The organism is Streptomyces caniferus, assembly GCF_009811555.1.
Taxonomy (GTDB): domain Bacteria; phylum Actinomycetota; class Actinomycetes; order Streptomycetales; family Streptomycetaceae; genus Streptomyces; species Streptomyces caniferus.
On the sequence record NZ_BLIN01000005.1, the window covers coordinates 144,508 to 161,786 of the forward strand.

The 17,279-nt window shown below is 71.7% G+C and carries 12 protein-coding genes and 1 pseudogene; 4 read left to right on the plus strand and 9 right to left on the minus strand.

The window, feature by feature from the left end; genetic code table 11:
- Window positions 1-3 precede the first annotated feature (3 nt).
- The 3 genes from Scani_RS17320 to Scani_RS17330 all read right to left on the minus strand — a co-directional run bounded on the left by Scani_RS17320 (window position 4) and on the right by Scani_RS17330 (window position 4,352).
- Window positions 4-2,139 carry an ABC transporter ATP-binding protein gene (locus tag Scani_RS17320; RefSeq protein ID WP_159476806.1) on the minus strand — a complete coding sequence of 712 codons (2,136 nt, stop codon included), beginning with the start codon at window positions 2,137-2,139 and terminating at the stop codon, window positions 4-6.
- Between the two features lie 70 nt (window positions 2,140-2,209).
- Window positions 2,210-3,268 carry an ABC transporter permease gene (locus Scani_RS17325; protein WP_159476809.1) on the minus strand — a complete coding sequence of 353 codons (1,059 nt, stop codon included), beginning with the start codon at window positions 3,266-3,268 and terminating at the stop codon, window positions 2,210-2,212.
- A gap of 103 nt (window positions 3,269-3,371) precedes the next feature.
- Window positions 3,372-4,352 carry an ABC transporter permease gene (locus tag Scani_RS17330; protein WP_159476812.1) on the minus strand — a complete coding sequence of 327 codons (981 nt, stop codon included), beginning with the start codon at window positions 4,350-4,352 and terminating at the stop codon, window positions 3,372-3,374.
- A 573-nt stretch (window positions 4,353-4,925) separates the two neighbouring features.
- Between Scani_RS17330 and Scani_RS17335 the strand changes: the two genes are divergently transcribed.
- Together Scani_RS17335 and Scani_RS17340 are read left to right on the plus strand one after the other, a co-directional pair.
- Window positions 4,926-5,573, plus strand: a complete 648-nt coding sequence (locus tag Scani_RS17335) for a TMEM175 family protein (protein ID WP_371872353.1) — start codon at window positions 4,926-4,928, stop codon at window positions 5,571-5,573.
- 70 nt (window positions 5,574-5,643) lie between these two features.
- The gene (locus tag Scani_RS17340; RefSeq protein ID WP_159476818.1) at window positions 5,644-7,044 is read left to right on the plus strand and encodes an alpha/beta hydrolase family protein; all 1,401 of its coding nucleotides are present in this window, start codon (window positions 5,644-5,646) and stop codon (window positions 7,042-7,044) included.
- A gap of 33 nt (window positions 7,045-7,077) precedes the next feature.
- On the opposite strand, the gene Scani_RS17345 is transcribed toward Scani_RS17340, so the two are convergent.
- Window positions 7,078-8,847, minus strand: coding sequence for an MOSC and FAD-binding oxidoreductase domain-containing protein (locus tag Scani_RS17345; RefSeq protein WP_159476821.1), 1,770 nt, complete (start codon window positions 8,845-8,847; stop codon window positions 7,078-7,080).
- A 276-nt stretch (window positions 8,848-9,123) separates the two neighbouring features.
- Here Scani_RS17345 and Scani_RS17350 point away from each other — a divergent pair, with 276 nt between their 5' ends.
- Together Scani_RS17350 and Scani_RS17355 are read left to right on the plus strand one after the other, a co-directional pair.
- Entirely contained in the window at window positions 9,124-9,918 is a 795-nt protein-coding gene (locus tag Scani_RS17350; RefSeq protein WP_159476824.1) for an alpha/beta fold hydrolase, read from the plus strand.
- The gene (locus Scani_RS17355; protein ID WP_159476827.1) at window positions 9,915-11,258 is read left to right on the plus strand and encodes a cytochrome P450; all 1,344 of its coding nucleotides are present in this window, start codon (window positions 9,915-9,917) and stop codon (window positions 11,256-11,258) included. Before Scani_RS17350 ends, Scani_RS17355 begins: the two co-directional genes overlap by 4 nt.
- On the opposite strand, the gene Scani_RS17360 is transcribed toward Scani_RS17355, so the two are convergent.
- The 5 genes and pseudogenes from Scani_RS17360 to Scani_RS17380 all read right to left on the minus strand — a co-directional run bounded on the left by Scani_RS17360 (window position 11,255) and on the right by Scani_RS17380 (window position 17,277).
- Window positions 11,255-12,877: an ABC transporter ATP-binding protein gene (locus Scani_RS17360; protein WP_159476830.1), complete on the minus strand. Its 1,623-nt coding sequence runs from the start codon at window positions 12,875-12,877 to the stop codon at window positions 11,255-11,257. The two genes, Scani_RS17355 and Scani_RS17360, sit on opposite strands and share 4 nt — an antisense overlap.
- A 176-nt stretch (window positions 12,878-13,053) precedes the next feature.
- Window positions 13,054-13,878: pseudogene (locus Scani_RS17365) on the minus strand (ABC transporter permease subunit); the annotation flags it as partial.
- Window positions 13,875-14,828, minus strand: coding sequence for an ABC transporter permease (locus Scani_RS17370; protein ID WP_159476836.1), 954 nt, complete (start codon window positions 14,826-14,828; stop codon window positions 13,875-13,877). The gene Scani_RS17370 and the pseudogene Scani_RS17365, both read right to left, overlap by 4 nt.
- Window positions 14,825-16,411 (minus strand): ABC transporter substrate-binding protein, encoded by a 1,587-nt coding sequence (locus Scani_RS17375; RefSeq protein WP_159476839.1) that lies wholly within the window; start codon window positions 16,409-16,411, stop codon window positions 14,825-14,827. Before Scani_RS17375 ends, Scani_RS17370 begins: the two co-directional genes overlap by 4 nt.
- A gap of 62 nt (window positions 16,412-16,473) precedes the next feature.
- Window positions 16,474-17,277: a class I SAM-dependent DNA methyltransferase gene (locus tag Scani_RS17380; protein WP_159476843.1), complete on the minus strand. Its 804-nt coding sequence runs from the start codon at window positions 17,275-17,277 to the stop codon at window positions 16,474-16,476.
- Window positions 17,278-17,279: the final 2 nt, after the last annotated feature.

Below are 17,279 nucleotides of genomic sequence, written 5' to 3' on the forward strand. Positions count from 1 at the left end.
GGATCAGTCCGCTGCGGGCCGGACGACGTCGAGCGGCGCCGCATAGTGGCAGGCCGCCGCGTGGTCGGTGCCGAGGGTGGCCGTGGCGGGGTCCTCGTCCCGGCAGCGCGCCTGCTCGCTGTCGGTCAGTCCGGCGTACTTCGGGCAGCGGCCGGCGAACCGGCAGCCGGACGGTACGTCCGCCGGGCTGGGCAGATCGCCGCTGAGCAGGACCCGGGTGCGCTCCCGCTCCTTGCGGGGGTCGGGCAGCGGCACCGCGGACAGCAGCGCCTGGGTGTACGGATGGGAGGGCGCGGCGAAGACGTCGTCGGCCGCGCCGAGTTCCACGATCCGGCCGAGGTACATGACCGCGATGCGGTCGGCGATGTGCCGTACGACGGACAGGTCGTGGGCGACGAAGAGGTAGCTGAGGCCGAGGCGGGTCTTCAGCTCGTCGAGGAGGTTGAGGACACCTGCCTGGATGGACACGTCGAGGGCGGAGACCGGCTCGTCGAGGATGACGAGTTTGGGTTCCAGCGCGAGGGCGCGGGCGATGGAGATGCGTTGGCGCTGGCCGCCGGAGAACTCCTGCGGATAGCGGTCGGCGTGCTCGGCCTCCAGGCCGACCATGTCGAGGAGCTCGGGGATGCGGGCGGCGATGCGTTCCTTGTCCCAGCCGTGTGTCTTCAGCGGTTCGGCGAGGATGTCGCCGACCGGCATCCGGGCGTCGAGTGCCGCCATCGGGTCCTGGAAGACGATCTGCATATCGCGGCGGAGCCCCTTGCGGTCCGCCCTGCTGAGACCGCGGATGTTCTTGCCGAAGACGGTGACCGTGCCGGCCTGTCCGCTGGGCAGGTCGAGGATCTCCAGCAGGGTGGTGGTCTTGCCGCAGCCGGACTCGCCGACCAGGCCCAGCGTCTCGCCCTCGCGGATGTCGAGGGTGATGCCGTCCACGGCCCGTACGGTGCCCACCGTGCGCTTGACGATCGCACCCTTGGTGAGCGGGAAGTGCTTGACGAGCCCGTCGAGTTCGAGGACGGTGGGGCGCTCCTCGCGCGGCAGCCGCTCGATCGCGCCGGATTCCGGCAGGACCGGTACCGGGAAGACGGCGTCCCGGTCGAGACCCGCGCCGATCTCGTGCGCGCGGTGGCAGGCGGTGGGGTGCTGGGAGCCCTCGACGACGACCAGTTCCGGCTCCGTCGTGCGGCACCGGTCGATGGCGATGGGGCAGCGCGGGGCGAAGGGGCAGCCGGGTGCCAGGTCGACCATCTTGGGCGGGTTGCCGTCGATGGGGGTGAGGGCACGGCGCGCGGTGCCCTCCGCCCGCACCTCGTCCAGCCGCGGGATCGAGGCGAGCAGGCCGATGGTGTACGGCATCCGCGGCCTGTAGTAGACCTCGTCCACCGGGCCCGTCTCGACCGGCTTGCCCGCGTACATGACCTGCACCCGGTCGGCGAACCCGGCGATGACACCGAGGTCATGGGTGATCATGACGATGGCGGCGCCGGTGACCTCCTGGGCGGTCTTGAGCACGTCCAGGACCTGGGCCTGGATGGTCACGTCGAGGGCGGTGGTGGGCTCGTCGGCGATGATGACCTTGGGGTCGTTGGCGATGGCCATGGCGATCATCGCGCGCTGGCGCATCCCGCCGGAGAACTCGTGCGGGAAGGCGTCCACCCGGCGCCTGGAATCCGGGATGCCGACCACGTCGAGGAGGTCGATGGCCCGTTTGCGGGCGACCTTCTTGTCCAGCGACTGGTGGACCTGGAGGGCCTCGATGATCTGGTCGCCGACGGAGTAGACGGGGGTCAGCGCGGACAGCGGGTCCTGGAAGACCATGCCGATGTCCTTGCCGCGGATCTTCGACAGGGCGGCGTCGCCGAGGCCGAGCAGTTCGCGTCCGGCGAGCTTGACGGAGCCGGTGACCTGGGCGGTCTCCGGCAGCAGCCCGAGTACGGCCATGGAGGAGACGGACTTGCCGGAGCCGGACTCGCCGACGATGCCGAGCACCTCGCCGGGACGCACGGCGTAGGAGACGCCACGGACGGCCTGCACCTCGCCCGCTTCGCTCGGGAAGGAGACCGTCAGGTCGCTGACGGCGAGGACGGGCTGCGCCGCGTCGAGGGCCTCGGTGGGCTGGGACGGCCTGGTCTCGGTCACCGTCGGGGTCCTTCCTGGGGCGCGCGGTGCGCGGGGTGCTGAAGTTTCTGCTGGGGGTGGGCGGCGCGGTTCACGAGGCGGCGCCCTGGTTGCCCGCGGGCGTCCCGGGCTCGGTGGGCCGGGCGCCGGAAGACGTCGCCTGTGCCGGCACCGCGGCCCGCTTCTTCGGCTGCTGCTTCCTGCGCGGCGAACGCGCCTTCGCGCCGGACGCGTTGGGGTCGAGGGCGTCGCGCAGACCGTCGCCGATGAAGGAGATGGAGACGCCGATCAGCACCAGACAGCCGGCCGGGAAGAAGAACAGCCACGGGTAGGTGGAGGCATTGGTGGTGTTGTCGGCGATGACCGTGCCGAGGGAGACATCGGGCGCCTGCACGCCGAACCCGAAGTACGACAGGCCGCTTTCGCCGATAACCGCCGCGCCGACCTGGATGACGGTGTCGATGATCAGCATCGAGGCCATGTTCGGCAGGATGTGCCGGAAGATGATGACGGGCGCGGGGACGCCCATGTACTTGGCGGCCTTGACGAACTCCCGGTCCTTGAGCGTGAAGGTCATGGAGCGTACGACGCGTCCGGTGATCATCCAGCTGAAGGCGCCGAGCAGGATCACGAAGATCAGCCAGGTCGCACCGCGGAAGGCGGGCGACAGCACGGCGATGATCAGGAACGCGGGCATCACCAGCAGCAGGTCGACGATCCACATCAGCACCCGGTCGGTCCAGCCGCCGAAGTACGCGGCGAAGGCACCGACGGTGGCGGCCAGGAAGGTGGAGATGACACCGACCAGGAGGCCGATGATCAGCGACTTCTGCAGGCCGCGCATGGTGAGCGAGAAGAGGTCGACGCCACCCTGCGTGGTGCCCCACCAGTGGTCCCCGGAGGGGCTGGAGAGGAAGTTCATGAAGTCGTGCTGCTGGTAGTCCCACTTGGTGAGGAACGGGCCGCCATAGGCGCCGAGAAACAGCAGCACCAGAAGGAACAGTCCGAACAGTGCCAGTCGGTTACGGGCGAAGCGGCGGACGGTCAGCCGCAGCCGTGAGGTGCGGGCCTTGGCGGGGCGGCCATCGGTTTCACCGGGTGGGACGGAGCCGGGTGCCGGTTCGGTGGCGGGGGGCAGCTGAACGCTCATCGCGCGCTCTCCTGAGGGGCGGTGGGGGTGGGGCCGGTCGGCGATGGGGGTACCGCCCAGCGGTAGCTGGGGGTGGGGGCACCTCCCAGCGGTGGCTGGGAGGTCAGCGGACCCGTACGCGCGGGTCGAGCGCCGCGTACAGCAGATCGGACAGCACGCCGGCGATCAGCACCAGGACGGCCGAGAACAGCCCCACGGTGGCGACGGAGTTGACGTCCTGTTTGTTGATCGAGTCCACGAGGAGTTCGCCCATGCCGTGCCAGCCGAAGGTCTTCTCGGTGAAGGTCGCTCCGGTGAAGAGCAGCACGATGTTGTAGACCAGCAGCGGCACGACGGGCAGGATCGCGGTCCGCAGCCCGTGCTTGACCAGGGCCTTTCGCCGACGCAGTCCCTTGGCCCGGGCTGTGCGCAGAAAGTCGCTGCCGAGGACGTCGAGCATGGTGGAGCGCTGGTAGCGGCTGTAGAGCGCGACCTGAAGGATGATCAGGGTCAGCGCCGGCAGCAGCATGTGCTGGGCGCGGTTGACGAGGGCGTCGAAGTTCCACTGCCCCGCGTACTGCGGGTCGTACTCACCGAGCACCTTGATGGTCTGCGAGCCGTCGTTCAACGCGGTGGCGCCGATCTTCAGCGCCACGCCGATCACGAACACCGGCATGGCCAGCACGAAGAACGAGGCGAGGGTGGTGAACCGGTCGAAGAGCCGGTATTGGCGAATGGCGCCGAAGGCGCCGAGCGCGACACCACCGACGGAGCCGATGAGGGTGGCGATCAGCAGCAGCCGGGTGGAGACGCCGACCCGGCGGCCGAAGTCGTCGTTGACGTCGTCGCCTTCGATGGTCTTGCCGAGGTCGCCGTGGACGACGCCCTCCGCCCAGTGTCCGAACCGGGACAGGATCGGCGTGTCCGGGTTCATGTTGTAGTCGTCCAGCGTCTTGGTGATGGACGACGCGGGCAGCGGCGGATTGCGGCCTTCGAACTTGGCGCGGGGGTTGAGGCTGAGCCCGGCCAGAAAGTAGGTGAGGGACGCTGCGACGACGACCAGGACCAAGTAGTTCGCCAGTCTGCGCAGCAAATAGCGGCCCATGGTGATGTCTCTCCCTCATGCGCACCGAATCAGCCATGATCAGCTGAAGTGGGGGTCGGTACGGATCGAGCACATCCTTCATGTATTCAACACGTTTGTCGATAACGAGATGTTCACGGAGCGATAACGCCAACTCCCCCGTCGACCAAGGCCATTGCCGCTACCACCGGCAGATTCGACGGCAGTTGTGGATCTACGCTTTCGAATCCCATGCTTGCACCGCTCCTCCGCGTAGCGATACCCGATATCCGGACACCCTGCAGACGTGATCCGAAGTGCGGGCAGTTGACGAAGACTTTACGACGGACGAGGTATCAGGAACTCCGTCGAGGGTCTCACTTGTCGCATCGGTGCCGCCACGAGGGGTTGCTTCGCGGTCGACGGCGAGGGGCGCATGCGCCACACGGCGGCGGCTGCGCACGTGTCCTGATTACTTGTCAACCTGACCTCGTCCACTTATTTCTGATGCCTCATCAGCATCAGGCTCAACCCTTTCGGCTGCGGGTCCACGACTCACCACACACCAAGGGACCAATCGGGGCATTGCGGGGCAGTCGATCCTAGAGTGGCGTGGTGAACAGTCACCAGCCGGTGCGGGACGACGAGGGGAGCGCGGGCCGGCTCCTCGCGCTGTCCGACGGGGTGTTCGCCATCGCGATGACGCTGCTGGCGCTGGACATCAAGCTGCCCGACGGGCTGGACTCCGCCGGCTTCACTCGGGCGCTGGGGGACGTGATGCCCAAGGTCTGGGCGTACCTCCTCAGCCTGCTGGTCATCGCGGCGTGCTGGCGGGGGCACTTCCAGATCTTCCGGTACGTACGGGAAGTGGACGGGACGGTCATCAGGCTCGGACTGCTGAGCCTGGGCCTGGTGGCGCTGATGCCCTTCCCCACCACCATGCTCGCCGAATACGGGGACCAGCCCGAGTCGGTTGCCGTCTACTCCGCTGCCGTCGCGGCCATGGTGGCCACGGAGCTCGCACTGACGGCCGTGCTGTGGAAACGCCCCTGGCTGGGGAGCGCGCCGGTGCCCGATCCCATCGCCCGCAACGATGTGGTCGACCTCGGGTCCACGGTGGTGGTCTTCGCCATCGCCGTACCGCTCGCCTTCGTCTCCCCGACGGACGCGAAGTTCTGGTGGTTGGTGCTGATCCCGGTCAAAGCGGTGACGGGCAGACGGGGCAAGCGTCTGCGGGAAGCCGACGAACGCAGGGCTGTGTGACGTGCCGTTCGGGGGAACGGCGGGTGTCGGTGGGAGAGGCCCGGGGGCGCGGCTCGTACGTTCGGTTGGCATGACCTACGTATCGGCGGATCCCGCGTCCGGCCCCACCCGCCGCGCCACCCTTGCCGGCCTCGTCGGCGGGGCGGGGGCCGTGCTGACCGCCGGCTGCACCGCGCCGGGGTCGGCGCCCGCTCCCACCCGCACGGCGTGGGCCGCCGCGTCGGCGGGCGGACCCACGCCCGGCGCGATGACGCTCTTCAAGGACCCCGGCTTCAACTTCAACGGGCTCCTCGCGCTCGGCGCGGCGGGTTACGGCGCCGGTGAGGTGGGCGAGGTGCTCACCGCCGTGAACACGGTCAACAAGGCAGGTCTCTCCGCGCAGTCGTACACCGAGACCTTCAGGAAACTCGGTGATCAGCTGCGGGTGCCGCCCCGGGACGGCACGCCCGGGACGCAGACCACCCGGTTCCGTGCGCTGCGGGCCGCGCAGTACTACGCCCAGGCGCTGTTCTTCGTCCTAGGCTCCGACACCCCCGGCAGCGAGGAGCAGCTGTACCGGGCGGGGCGCGACGCCTGGGACAGGTTCTGCGAGCTGTGCGACCCGGCACCGGTAACGGCACATGTCCCGTACGGAAAGACCCCGCTGCCCGTGTGGTTCTTCCGGCCGGACGACTCCCGCGAGCGGCGTCCCACCGTGATCCTCACGAACGGCAGCGACGGGCAGAACGTCGACATGTGGACCTACGGCGTCGCGGCGGCTCTGCAGCGCGGCTGGAACGCCCTCGTGTACGACGGCCCCGGCCAGGGGCAGCTGCTCTTCGTCGACCAGGTGGTCTTCACGCCGCGCTGGGAGAGTGTCGTCACGCCGCTCGTCGACTGGCTGTCCGCCCGCTCGGACGTGGACACCGGCAAGATCGCCCTGACCGGGCTGAGCATGGCCGGGGATCTGGCTCCCAGGGCAGCGGCCTTCGAGCACCGGATCGCCGCGCTGGTGGCGATGCCGGGCGTGCTCCAGCCCTGGCTGGGCTTTCCCCCGGAGATCCGGCAGATCCTCACGCCGGACAAGGAGAAGACCAACAACACCTGGAACAACGAGGTCGTCCCCGAGCTGCCGCCGTCCGCGGTGGCGACGCTGAAGAAACGCTTCGAGCCCTTCTCGGTCCCGGCGATGCTCGCCGCCCGCAAGGGCAGGATGTTCACCGACTTCTACACCCCCGCCACCCTCATCAAGTCGCTGGACATCACCGACGTGGTGGGCCGCATCAAGATGCCCACGCTGGTCCTCGACTACGAGGACGAGCAGTTCTATCCGGGGCAGCCGCGCCGGATGTTCGACAAACTGACGGCGCCCAAGGACTACGTGAAGCTCACCGCGGCCACCGGCGCGCAGTTGCACTGCTCCCCGATGGCCCCGCAGCAGCACTGCGAGGTCGTCTTCGACTGGCTGCAGGAGAAGCTGTCGGGCGGCTGACCTCCGTCCCGGGTCGGCGGAGCGGCCCGCGCGTCACAGGTCGAGCACCACGTCGTCGCGAGGCCGTGAACAGCAGATCAGGGCGTTGCTCTCGGCGGGCGGCTCGACGGGGTCGGGGTCGTAGCCGACGCTGCCGCCCAGGAGGCCGGTCTCACAGGTGTGGCATACGCCGGTGCGGCACGACCAGCGCACGGGCACGTCGCAGGCCTCGGCCATCTCCAGGAGCGTGCGGTACTCCGGTTTCCAGGGGACGGTCAGACCGCTGCGCGCGAACGACACCGCGGGCCCGTTTCCGGGGGCTCCGGCGGGCGGATGGGGCGGGCGGGCCGCGGTGGGGGCGATGCCGGGGGTGATCCCGGGGCCGGCGCCGAAGACTTCCGTGTGGATCTGCCCGGGGCCCAGGCCCACCGCCGTCAGGGCTTCGGTGAGGTCGTTCATGAAGGCCGTGGGACCGCAGAGGTAGGCGTCGGCGTCGGCGGGCAGGCCGAGGCGGGCGAGGAGTCCGGCGGAGAGGTGTCCGGCGTCGGTGTAGTCGGTGCCCTGCCGGTCCTCGGGCCCAGGGCGGCTGTAGCAGATGCGGACATGACTGTGGGGCAGTTGCGCCAGCAGGTGCCTGCTCTCCTCGGCGAAGGCATGATCGTCGCCGTTGCGCGCCCCGTGCAGCCACCACACATGGCGCGTCGTCCCGGAGTCGGCGAGCGCGCGCAGCATGGCCTCGACCGGTGTGACGCCCACACCGGCCGAGGCGAGGATCACGGGGGTCCGCCCGGGGACGAGGGTGAAGGTGCCGCGGGGCGCGGCGGCCTGCAGGCGGTTTCCGGCCCGGACACGGGCATGGATACGGGTGCTGGCGGCGCCGTGAGGCTCTTGTTTGACGCTGATGCGGTACTGGTTCCCGCCCGGCTGACCGGACAGGGAGTAGCTGCGCACCAGCTCCGGACCGTCCGCATCGGCCCGCAGGCGCACGGTGAGGTACTGGCCGGGTGCGGCGGCGGGCAGGGGCGCGCCGTCGGGGGCGGCCAGCCACAGGGAGACCACGCTGCGGCTCTCCCTCTCGACCCGTGCCACGGTGAGGGAACGGAACCCGTCCCACGCGGGCCTGGCGCCCGCACCTTCGGCGTGCAGGCCCGCATTGCCTCCGGTGGCCTCGGGCCCGCGGTCGGCCTGGTCCAGCAGGGCCTGGAAGGCGCCCTGCCATCCCGGGCTGAGGGCGTCGATGCGCAGTGCCTGTTCAATGCGGTCGCGGGGGTGCTCCGGAAGGTACAGCAGGCCGTCGGCCTCGGTGACGGTCATCCGGCCCGGCCCCGCGGAGATCTTGACGATGTTCTGTCCGGCCTCCACTTCCCCTTCGGTGATGACCCGGAAGTAGAAGCCCGGTCGCCGGTGGGACACCAGGAGGGCGGGCATCCGGGCGTCGTCCATCCGCAGCCCCACGCGGTAGCAGGTCACCCGGGGCTGGGTCACCTCGAAGACCGCGTCCCCGATCCGGTAGCGGTCCCCGATGCACACCTCGTCGTCCGCGAGCCCCTCCACGGTGAAGTTCTCGCCGAACTGGCCGAGGACGAAGTCGTCGCGCCCGAGCTCGTGCTGCCAGTAGCGGTAGGAGTCGAGCTGGTAGACCATCACTGCGCGCATCTCGCCGCCGTGCCCGGCGAGATCGCCCTGCCCGTCGCCGTCGACGTTCAGTCTCCGCACCATCCGGGGGCCGGTGACCGGGCTCTTCCAGATCCCCGTGTGGACCGTCCGCCCGTGCCAGGAGACATCCTTGGGAAGACCCACGTTGACGGAGACCAGCCTGGTCACGGCGTCCACCTCATGCGCTGACGGCCCCCACCTGTCCTGTCGATCGTAACCACGCCGGACGGGCGGGCGCTCGGTCAGTCGCTGCGGTGCGGGGACCCCGCTGCTCCGGCCAGTCGCCGCGGTGCGGGGAACCCGCTGCTCCCGCCCCCGGGGAACACCTGCTCGGACCGGCCGCACCGGTCCCGTGGCGCCCTTGCAGGGCGGGGAGGTTACGGCCACTGTGGTGCGGACGTGGCCGTTGGCCGTCGGCAAGTTCGTCACACACCTGGAGTGCGCGTGACTTCCTTCGTACTGCCTCATGTCCTGCACGGCCGGGGATCGCACAAAGTGATCGCCGTGCACGGATGGTTCGCCGACCGGTCCGCCTTCGACCCGGTCCTGCCGGATCTCGATCAGGACGCGTTCCAGTACGCGCTGGTCGATCTGCGGGGCTACGGGGAGGCGAGGGACGTGGCCGGGGCCTACACCTCGGGCGAGGGGGCCGTCGATGTGCTGGCGCTCGCCGACCGGCTGGGCTGGGACCGGTTCTCGGTGGTCGGGCATTCGATGGGCGCCAGTGTCGTCCAACGGGTACTGGCCGCGGCCCCGCTCCGAGTGCGCAGGCTCGTGGGCATCTCGCCGGTGCCCGCCTCCGGGCTGCCGCTGCCCCCGCAGCAGTGGGAGCTGTTCTCCTCGGCCGCCCACACCCCGGGGAACCGACGGGCCATCATCGACCTCACCACCGGCGGGCGGCGCCCGGCCGCCTGGCTGGACCGGATGGTGCAGCGGTCGCTGCGGTGCAGCGATCCGAAGGCGTTCCGGTCCTGGCTGGATTCCTGGTCCGGGGAGACGTTCGCCGCCGAGATCGAGGGTTCGGCGGTGCCGGCGCTGGCGGTGACCGGGGCGCTGGATCCCGCGCTGACCGCCGAACTGGCGCGGGCGACATGGATGCAGTGGTACGCCAACAGCGAGCTGGTCGAGCTCCGTTCGGCCGGGCACTACGCCATGGACGAGACACCGCTGGAGCTCATCCGGGCCGTGGAGGACTTCCTGCGCGCGGACGGCAGCGGCGGCGGAACCGAGGCCGGATGACCGTGCCGACGGGGAGCGCGGCCCAGCCGGACGTCCCGGCCACCCCGGATCTCCCGGACGCCCCGCACGCCGCGGACGCCCCGGAGATCCCGGACGTCTTCGATCCCCGCGGCTACGCGGACGGTCTGCCGCACGCGGCGTACCGGCTGCTGCGCGACCGGTATCCGGTGGTCCGGCAGGAAGAACACAAGGTGCTCGGCTGGCCCGCCGGTCCCGGCTTCTGGGCGGTCACGCGGCATGAGGACGTCGTACGGGTCCTGAAGGACGCGGGCACCTTCTCCTCCCATCTGGGTGCCACCCAGATCCGCGATCCCGACCCTGCGGACCTGCCGTTCATCCGCCGCATGATGCTCAACCAGGACCCCCCGGACCACGGGCGGCTGCGGCGCCTGGTCAGCCGTGCGTTCACCCCGCGCCGCGTCGAGCGGTTCGGGACGGCCGTACGTGAGCGGGCCCGTGGTCTGCTGGCCTCGGCGGTCGACGCCGCGCGGACGGGGAACGGGGTGCGCGACCTCGTCACCGACGTCACGGACGAGTTCGCCCTGCTCAACCTCGCCGATCTGCTCGGGGTGCCGCCCGCCGAGCGCGGACTGCTGCTGGACTGGACCCGGCGCGTCATCGGGTACCAGGACCCCGACGAAGCGGGCCCGGCCGCGGCGGGGCCGGACGGCCGCCCCGCCGACCCGCGGTCCCCGGCGATGCTGCAGGACATGTTCGGCTTCGCGCGCGAGCTGGCCGCCCACAAGCGACGGCATCCGGGCGACGACGTGATGACCGTCCTGGCCACGGACGACGAACTGGCCACGCCCGAACTGGAGATGTTCTTCTTCCTGCTCACCATCGCGGGCAACGACACCGTACGCAGCGCGGCCCCCGGAGGCCTGCTGGCCCTGGCCCGGCACCCGGACGCGTACCGCGCGCTGCGCACCGGGGCGGTGGGGGCGGCCACGTGTGTGGAGGAGCTGCTGCGCTGGCATCCGCCGGTGCTGAGCTTCCGCCGGACCGCCGTGTGCGACACCGAGGTGGCCGGGCGGCGGATACGCGCCGGCGACAAGGTGGTCGTCTTCCACGGCTCGGCGAACTACGACGAACGGGCCTTCGCGGCCCCGCACCGTCTGGATCTGGCCCGCTCCCCCAACCCCCATGTCTCCTTCGGCGACGGCCCGCACATCTGCCTGGGCGCGCATCTGGCCCGGCTGCAGCTGCGGGTGCTGTACGAGGAGACGAGCGGGCTGCTGCCGGCCTTGGCGGTCGCCGAGCGGCCGCGGCGGCTCGTGTCGAACTTCATCCATGGATTCAAGTCGCTGCCCCTGCGACTGGTGGAGGGTGGGCGCGACTAGGGCGGGTCCGCATGGTCCCCTCGTGCGCCCTGAGGGGGCCCCGCGCGGTCGGGTGCGGCGCGCAGCAGCGAGGCGGTGAGGGGGTGTCGGGGGTCGGTGAGGAGTTGCCCGGTCGGGCCCTGTTCGACGATGCGGCCCTGGTCGAGTACGGCGGTCCGGGTGGCCAGGGCCGCGGTGTCGCGGTCATGGGTGATGAGGACCAGGGCCAGGTCCGGGTGGGTCTCCAGGAGGCGGAGGAGGACGGTGCGCAGGGTCCGGCGCGCCACGGCATCCAGGCCTGAGGTGATCTCGTCGCAGATCAGGACCCTGGGGCGGGCCAGCAGCGCGCGGGCCAGGGCGGCGCGCTGGAGTTCGCCGCCGGAGAGCTCCGCGGGCTTGCGTCGTATGAGATCCCCGGTCAGACCGAGGGCGCTCATGGTGCGCTCGGCGTCGGCCAGCGCCTGGGGGGCCGGGACCCGACGAAGCCGTACGGCGCTGCGGCTCACCTGGTCGAGGACCGGGCGGTGTTCGTCGAACGCGGCGCGGGCGTCCTGGAAGACGTACTGCACCGCCGCCAGTTGTGCGCGAGTCCGGTCGCGGAGGCTGCGGGGCAATGCGACCCCGTCGAGCAGGATCTCTCCGTCGTAGGTCCGGTGGAGACCGGCGAGGCACCGGGCGAGGGTGGTCTTGCCACTGCCCGAGCGGCCCACGAGGGCCGAGCAGCCCGGCGGCAGGAGGAGATCGGCGGGGTGCAGGACGGTGGACCTGCCGTGGCGGGCGGTGAGGGCCCGTAGGTGCAGCACGGGTTCGCGGGCGGCAGGGGGGTGTTCGGGGTCGCCGTGCCGGGTGGCGGTGTCCGGTGCGTCGGCGCCGTGGTGGGCGGGACCCTCGTCCGACGGCTCCGCGGGCGCGGTGTCGGCGAGGAGTGTCCGGGTCCAGGGGTGCCGGGGGGAGCGCCAGAGCCTTTCCGGCGGGCCGGACTCCACGATGCGGCCGGCGCGCAGGACGTGGACGTCGTCGGCCAGGGCCCGGACGACCTCCAGGTCGTGGCTCAGGAGCAGGATGGCGAGGCCCTGACGGGCCAGGGCGGCCAGTTGCCGCACGATCTGTTGCTTCGTCAGTGCGTCCTGCCCGGTCGTGGGTTCGTCCGCGACGAGGGTGGTGGCCCCGGTCAGGAGGGCCTGGGCGAGGACGATGCGCTGCTGTTGGCCGCCGGAGAGCTGGTGGGGGTAGCGGCGCAGCAGGGTTTCGCCGTCGGGGACCTGGGCCTGGGCGAGGGCGTGCAGGATGCGTTGGCGGGCAGCGGCACTGCGGGTGCGGCGGGGCAGGTGGCGCACCTGGTGGCGGGCGATGTCCTGGAGGAGGGCGGCCACGCGCCGGGCGGGATTGAGGACGGTGGCGGGGTGCTGCGGTACGTATCCGATGAGGCCGTCGGGGACGCTCACCTCGCCGGTCACCGCGGCGCCGGGCGGAAATTCGCGGAGCAGGGCGAGCCCGGTGGTGGTCTTGCCGCTGCCGGAGGCACCGATCAGGGCGGTGATCCTGCCGGGCGGCACCCGGAGGCTCACCCCGTCGACGAGGGACCGGCCGCCGGTCTCGATACAGAGGTCATGGAGCTGAGCGGTGTCGGTCGCGTTCATGGACTGCTCCTCTCGCTGCGCCGCGGCGCGGGGGCCGGGGCGCCGGTGGGCTGGGCGCCTGTGTGCGGGGCGTCGGTGGACGGGTGATCAGGCCTCGGGCCGGGCCGCGTTGCGGGGTGCGGCCGGGACGAGGGGTCGGGCCGTGGCGCAGAGTCCGGGCAGCGCGCCCGGTCCGACCGCTGCGCCCGGTCCGGCCGCGGTCCTGGGGCGCGCCGGCCGAGGGCGGCGTCGCAGAGCAGGTTGGTGCCCATGGTCAGGGCCATGATCAGCACGGCGGGCAGGGCGACGGCCCAGGGCTGGACGAACATGCCGGTCCGGTTGCGGTCGACCATCACCGCCCAGTCGGCGGCGTCCGGTTCGGCACCGACGCCGAGGAAGGCGGCCGTGGCCACCAGGTAGAGCACGCCGGTCAGCCGCACCCCGGCGTCGGCGGCAAGGGTGCGCAGGGCCGAGCGGCCGGCGTAGCCGACGGCCAGCCGCCACCAGGTCTCGCCCTGCATCCGCAGCGCCTCGACCGCGGGCGAAGCGGCCGCCTCCGCGACGGCGGCCCGGACGGTCCGGGCGGCGTCCGGGATGTTGACCAGCGCCACCAGCAGTGCGAGCCCGCCGGCTCCGGGCGTCAGGACCGTCGCCACCAGCAGAATCACCAGCAGCGACGGCACGGCGAGCAGGATGTCCAGGGGCCGCAGCAACAGCTCTTCCAGCCACCGGCGATGGGTCAGTGCACCGGCCAGACCCAGGGGCAGGGCCACGGCGTAGGCCAGCGCCGTGGCGGCGAGCGCGGCCAGGACCACGGGGCGGCCGCCGAGCAGCACCTGCCGCCAGACGTCCCGTCCGACGAAGTCGGTGCCGGCCCAGTGGCCGCCGCCCGTGGTGAAGGACGCGGCCCGTGGCCCCGGCTCCCCCGCGAACAGCGGCCCGAGCAGGGCGAGCAGCAGTGGTACGGCGATGATCAGCACGGCGAGGGAGAAGCGCCACGGGCCGTTCTTCCGCAGGATCATGCCGCCTCCCCGGTCCGGGGCACGAAGCGGTGGGTGACCAGGTCGGCGCCCAGGTTGAGGACAACGGCGGTGCACCCGAAGACGACCGCCAGGCCCTGGAGGACGGGGACGTCCCGTTCGGTCACGGCGTTCATCAGGACGGTACCGAGTCCGGGAATCACAAAGAGGGCCTCCACGACGACGACACCGCACAGCAGCCAGTCGACGGTACGGGCGAGCTGTTGGGCGGCGGGCCCGAGGGCATGGGGCAGGGCGTGTGCGTAGCGGATGCGCGCGCCGGGAATGCCGTAGCGGCGGGCCTGGGCGACGTACGGCGAGGCCAGCGCATCGATCATGCCGGCGCGGATCAGACGCGTCAGCGAGCACACCGGCCGGGACAGCAGGACGAGTACCGGCAGCATCAACGCCGCGGGGTGGGCGAGCAGTTCACCGCCGTAGCCCACGGCGGTCGGTGGCAGCCAGCCCAGCCGCAGCGCGAAGACCGCGACCAGCAGCACACCGAACGCGAATTCCGGTACGGCGTACACGGCCAGGGTGACCGAGCTGATGAGCCGGTCGGCGAGCCGTCCTTCGTGGCGGGCGGCCAGCACGCCGAGGCCACCGGCGGCCGGTACCAGCAGGACCAGGGTGAGCGCGGCGAGCAGGAGGGTCGGCCCGAAGGCGTCGCCGATGGCGGAGCCGACCGGCCGGCCGGAGGTCAGCGAGGTGCCGAGGTCCGCGTGCAGCAGCCCGGCCGCCCAGTCCCCCAGGCGTTCGCAGGCCGGCCGGTCCAGGTGCATGGTCTCCCGGATGGCGGCGATCCGCCCGGGGTCGGGCTGGTCACCGGCGAGGGCCACCGCGGCATCGCCGGGCAGCGCCTCGGTCAGCGCGAAGACGACCAGGACGACCGCGACGGTCTGCCCGGCGCCGAGCAGCAGCCGGCGCACCAGCCATGACCGCAGGCCGGTCATGCGAGCCACACCTTGTCGAAGCGGGCCCAGTCGAGCGTGTTCGCGGGCGCCCGGTGCGCCACCCCGCGGACGTTGCGGGCGGTGCCCAGGATCCAGTCGGCGAAGCCCCAGACCAGGAAGCCGCCCTCGGCGTACAGCCGGCGCTGCATCCGCGCGTACACGGCGGCCCGGTCCTGGGGGCTCTTGGTGGACTGGGCCTGCTGGTAGAGCGCGTCGAAGTCCTTGTGCCGCCACTGGGTGGCGTTGGTGGTGGAGGCGCTCAGCAGCCGCTGGGAGAAGTGCGACTCGATGGGCATCGCGCCGGAGCGGTAGCAGCACAGCGATCCGGCATCGAGGGTGTCCTGCCAGTAGCTGTCCTTGCTGCCCATCGCCACCTTCACCTGGACTCCGGCCTTGGCCGCCTGGTCGCGGAAGATGGCGGCGGCCTCGGTGAAGCCGGCCGCGACGGCGGAGGTGTCCAGGGTGACCCGCAGTCCCTCGGCCCCGGCCTGCTTCAGCAGATGGCGGGCCCGGTCCAGGTCCTGTTCGCGCTGCGGCAGTCCGTTCGCGTAGTACGCGTACCCCTTGCCGAACAGGTCGTTGCCGATCTCGCCGGCGCCGGAGAGCGCGCCGTCGACGAGTTCCTTGCGGTCGGCGAGGAGGAAGAACGCCTCGCGCACCCGCTTGTCGTCGAACGGGGCCCGGTCGGTCTTCATCGCGAACGACTGCATCGCGCTGTTGCGCAGCCGTACGATCTCGATCTGTCCCTTGCCCTCGTGTGCGCGAGCCGTCGTCGGCGCCAGCTCGTGGGCGTACTCGACCTGGCCGCCCAGCAGGGAGTTGAGGCGCGCGGACTCCTCGTTGGCGACCAGGAACTCCAGCTGGTCCAGGTGGGGCGCGCCGTCCCAGTAGGTGTCGTTGCGCCGGAAGAGGGCGGAGCGTCCGGGCGTGAAGGAGACGAAGCGGAAGGGGCCGCTGCCGACCGGCGCCCGGTCGAAGTCCTGAGCGCCGTCGGGGACGATATAGGCGCCGAACGCGGCGAGGATGTTGGGGAATTCGGCGGTCGGCCGCTTCAGTGCGAACTGGACGGTCCGCTCGTCGGGGGCCCGGCTCGCGGCGAGGTCGAGGGGTTCCAGGGAGGCCTTGGCGCGGAACGCCTTGTGGGGATCGGCGATGCGGCGGTAGCTGTAGAGGACGTCCCGTGCGGTGACCGGCTTGCCGTTGTGGAAGGACGCCTTGCGCAGCTTCACCGTCCAGCGGTCCAGTTGGGCGTTCGGTTCCCAGGACGCGGCGAGCCGTGGCTCGGCGGAGAGGTCGGCTCCGAAGTCGGCGAGCTTGTCGAAGAGGGCCTTGGCGCGGGCGGCGTCGGCGAAGAGCGCGGCAAGGTGCGGGTCGAGGGTCTCGCTCGCGCCGCCTCCGGCGAACGCGGCGCGCAGCTTCCCGCCGCGCCGCGGGCTGCCTCCCCCGCCGGCGGTGTCGCCGGAGGGGCCTGCGCATCCGGCGAGCGCCAGCGCGCCGAGTCCGGCCGCGCCGCCGGCCGCGGCGAGGAAGCCGCGGCGGCGCAGACCGGGAAAGCGGGGGTCGTGGAGGGGACCGTCGTACATGGCGGTTTCCTTGCTGTGTGCGGGGAGGGCGGGGACGGGGCGAGGGAGCGGCGAACGGGGCGTCAGCCGAGCCCGGTCAGCCGGGCGACGAGGTGGAGCCGGTCCCGGTCGGCGGACGTTCCGGGGGCGGCGCCCTCCTGCCAGGCCGGTGCTGTCCGGGGCCCCGGCCCGTCGTACAGGTCGAGCGTCTCGAAGCCGTGCGCGGCGAGGAGACGGCGCAGTTCCTGGGGGAAGAGCAGCCGCCATGCGGAGCGCTGCTCGTGCGGCGCGGTGCCGTCGTCGGCGGTCCAGATGCGGGTGCGGCGCAGGAGTTGGGCGGTGCGGTCGAGGGACAGCGTGGTGGTGGAGGTGTAGGCGGTGCCCTGCCAGGTGAAGCCGTTGACGGCCGGGGTGTCGAGCAGGTCGGTGCGGCCGAGGAAGTAGGCGCCGTTGCGCATCTCGGCCACCAGCAGCCCGCCGGGTGCGAGGCTGCGCCGGCAGGAGGCGAGGAAGCCGTCGAGCTCGGCGTTGGTGTGGCAGTAGAGCAGGGCGCTGTCCAGGCAGACGACGGCGTCGAAGGGCTCGTGGGGGAGGTCGAAGCCCCGCAGGTCGGCGCGGAGGTAGTCCGGTCCGGGGTGGTGGGTGCGGGCGTGCGCGAGCATCGCGTCGGAGAGGTCGGCCGCGACGACCGTACGGCCCGCCGCGTGCAGATGGGCGGCGTCGCGGCCGGTGCCGCAGCCGAGGTCCAGCACGCGGTTTCCCGCGCCGTGCCGTCGTAGACAGTCCTCGGCCCAGCGGCCGGCCAGGCGGTCGGCGTCGGGGAAGCGTGCCTCGTAGAGTGCCGGGTTGTCGGTCAGGAGGTTCTCGTGGCTCGTCCGGGGTTCCATGG

What these genes read in the sequence shown, in the direction of transcription:
- Scani_RS17325 (WP_159476809.1), bottom strand. Translation starts at nt 3,268, where the DNA reads ATGAGCGTTCAGCTGCCCCCCGCCACCGAACCGGCACCCGGCTCCGTC.
- Scani_RS17330 (WP_159476812.1), bottom strand. Translation starts at nt 4,352, where the DNA reads ATGGGCCGCTATTTGCTGCGCAGACTGGCGAACTACTTGGTCCTGGTC.
- Scani_RS17340 (WP_159476818.1), top strand. Translation starts at nt 5,644, where the DNA reads ATGACCTACGTATCGGCGGATCCCGCGTCCGGCCCCACCCGCCGCGCC.
- Scani_RS17355 (WP_159476827.1), top strand. Translation starts at nt 9,915, where the DNA reads ATGACCGTGCCGACGGGGAGCGCGGCCCAGCCGGACGTCCCGGCCACC.
- Scani_RS17360 (WP_159476830.1), bottom strand. Translation starts at nt 12,877, where the DNA reads ATGAACGCGACCGACACCGCTCAGCTCCATGACCTCTGTATCGAGACC.
- Scani_RS17370 (WP_159476836.1), bottom strand. Translation starts at nt 14,828, where the DNA reads ATGACCGGCCTGCGGTCATGGCTGGTGCGCCGGCTGCTGCTCGGCGCC.
- Scani_RS17375 (WP_159476839.1), bottom strand. Translation starts at nt 16,411, where the DNA reads ATGTACGACGGTCCCCTCCACGACCCCCGCTTTCCCGGTCTGCGCCGC.
- Scani_RS17380 (WP_159476843.1), bottom strand. Translation starts at nt 17,277, where the DNA reads ATGGAACCCCGGACGAGCCACGAGAACCTCCTGACCGACAACCCGGCA.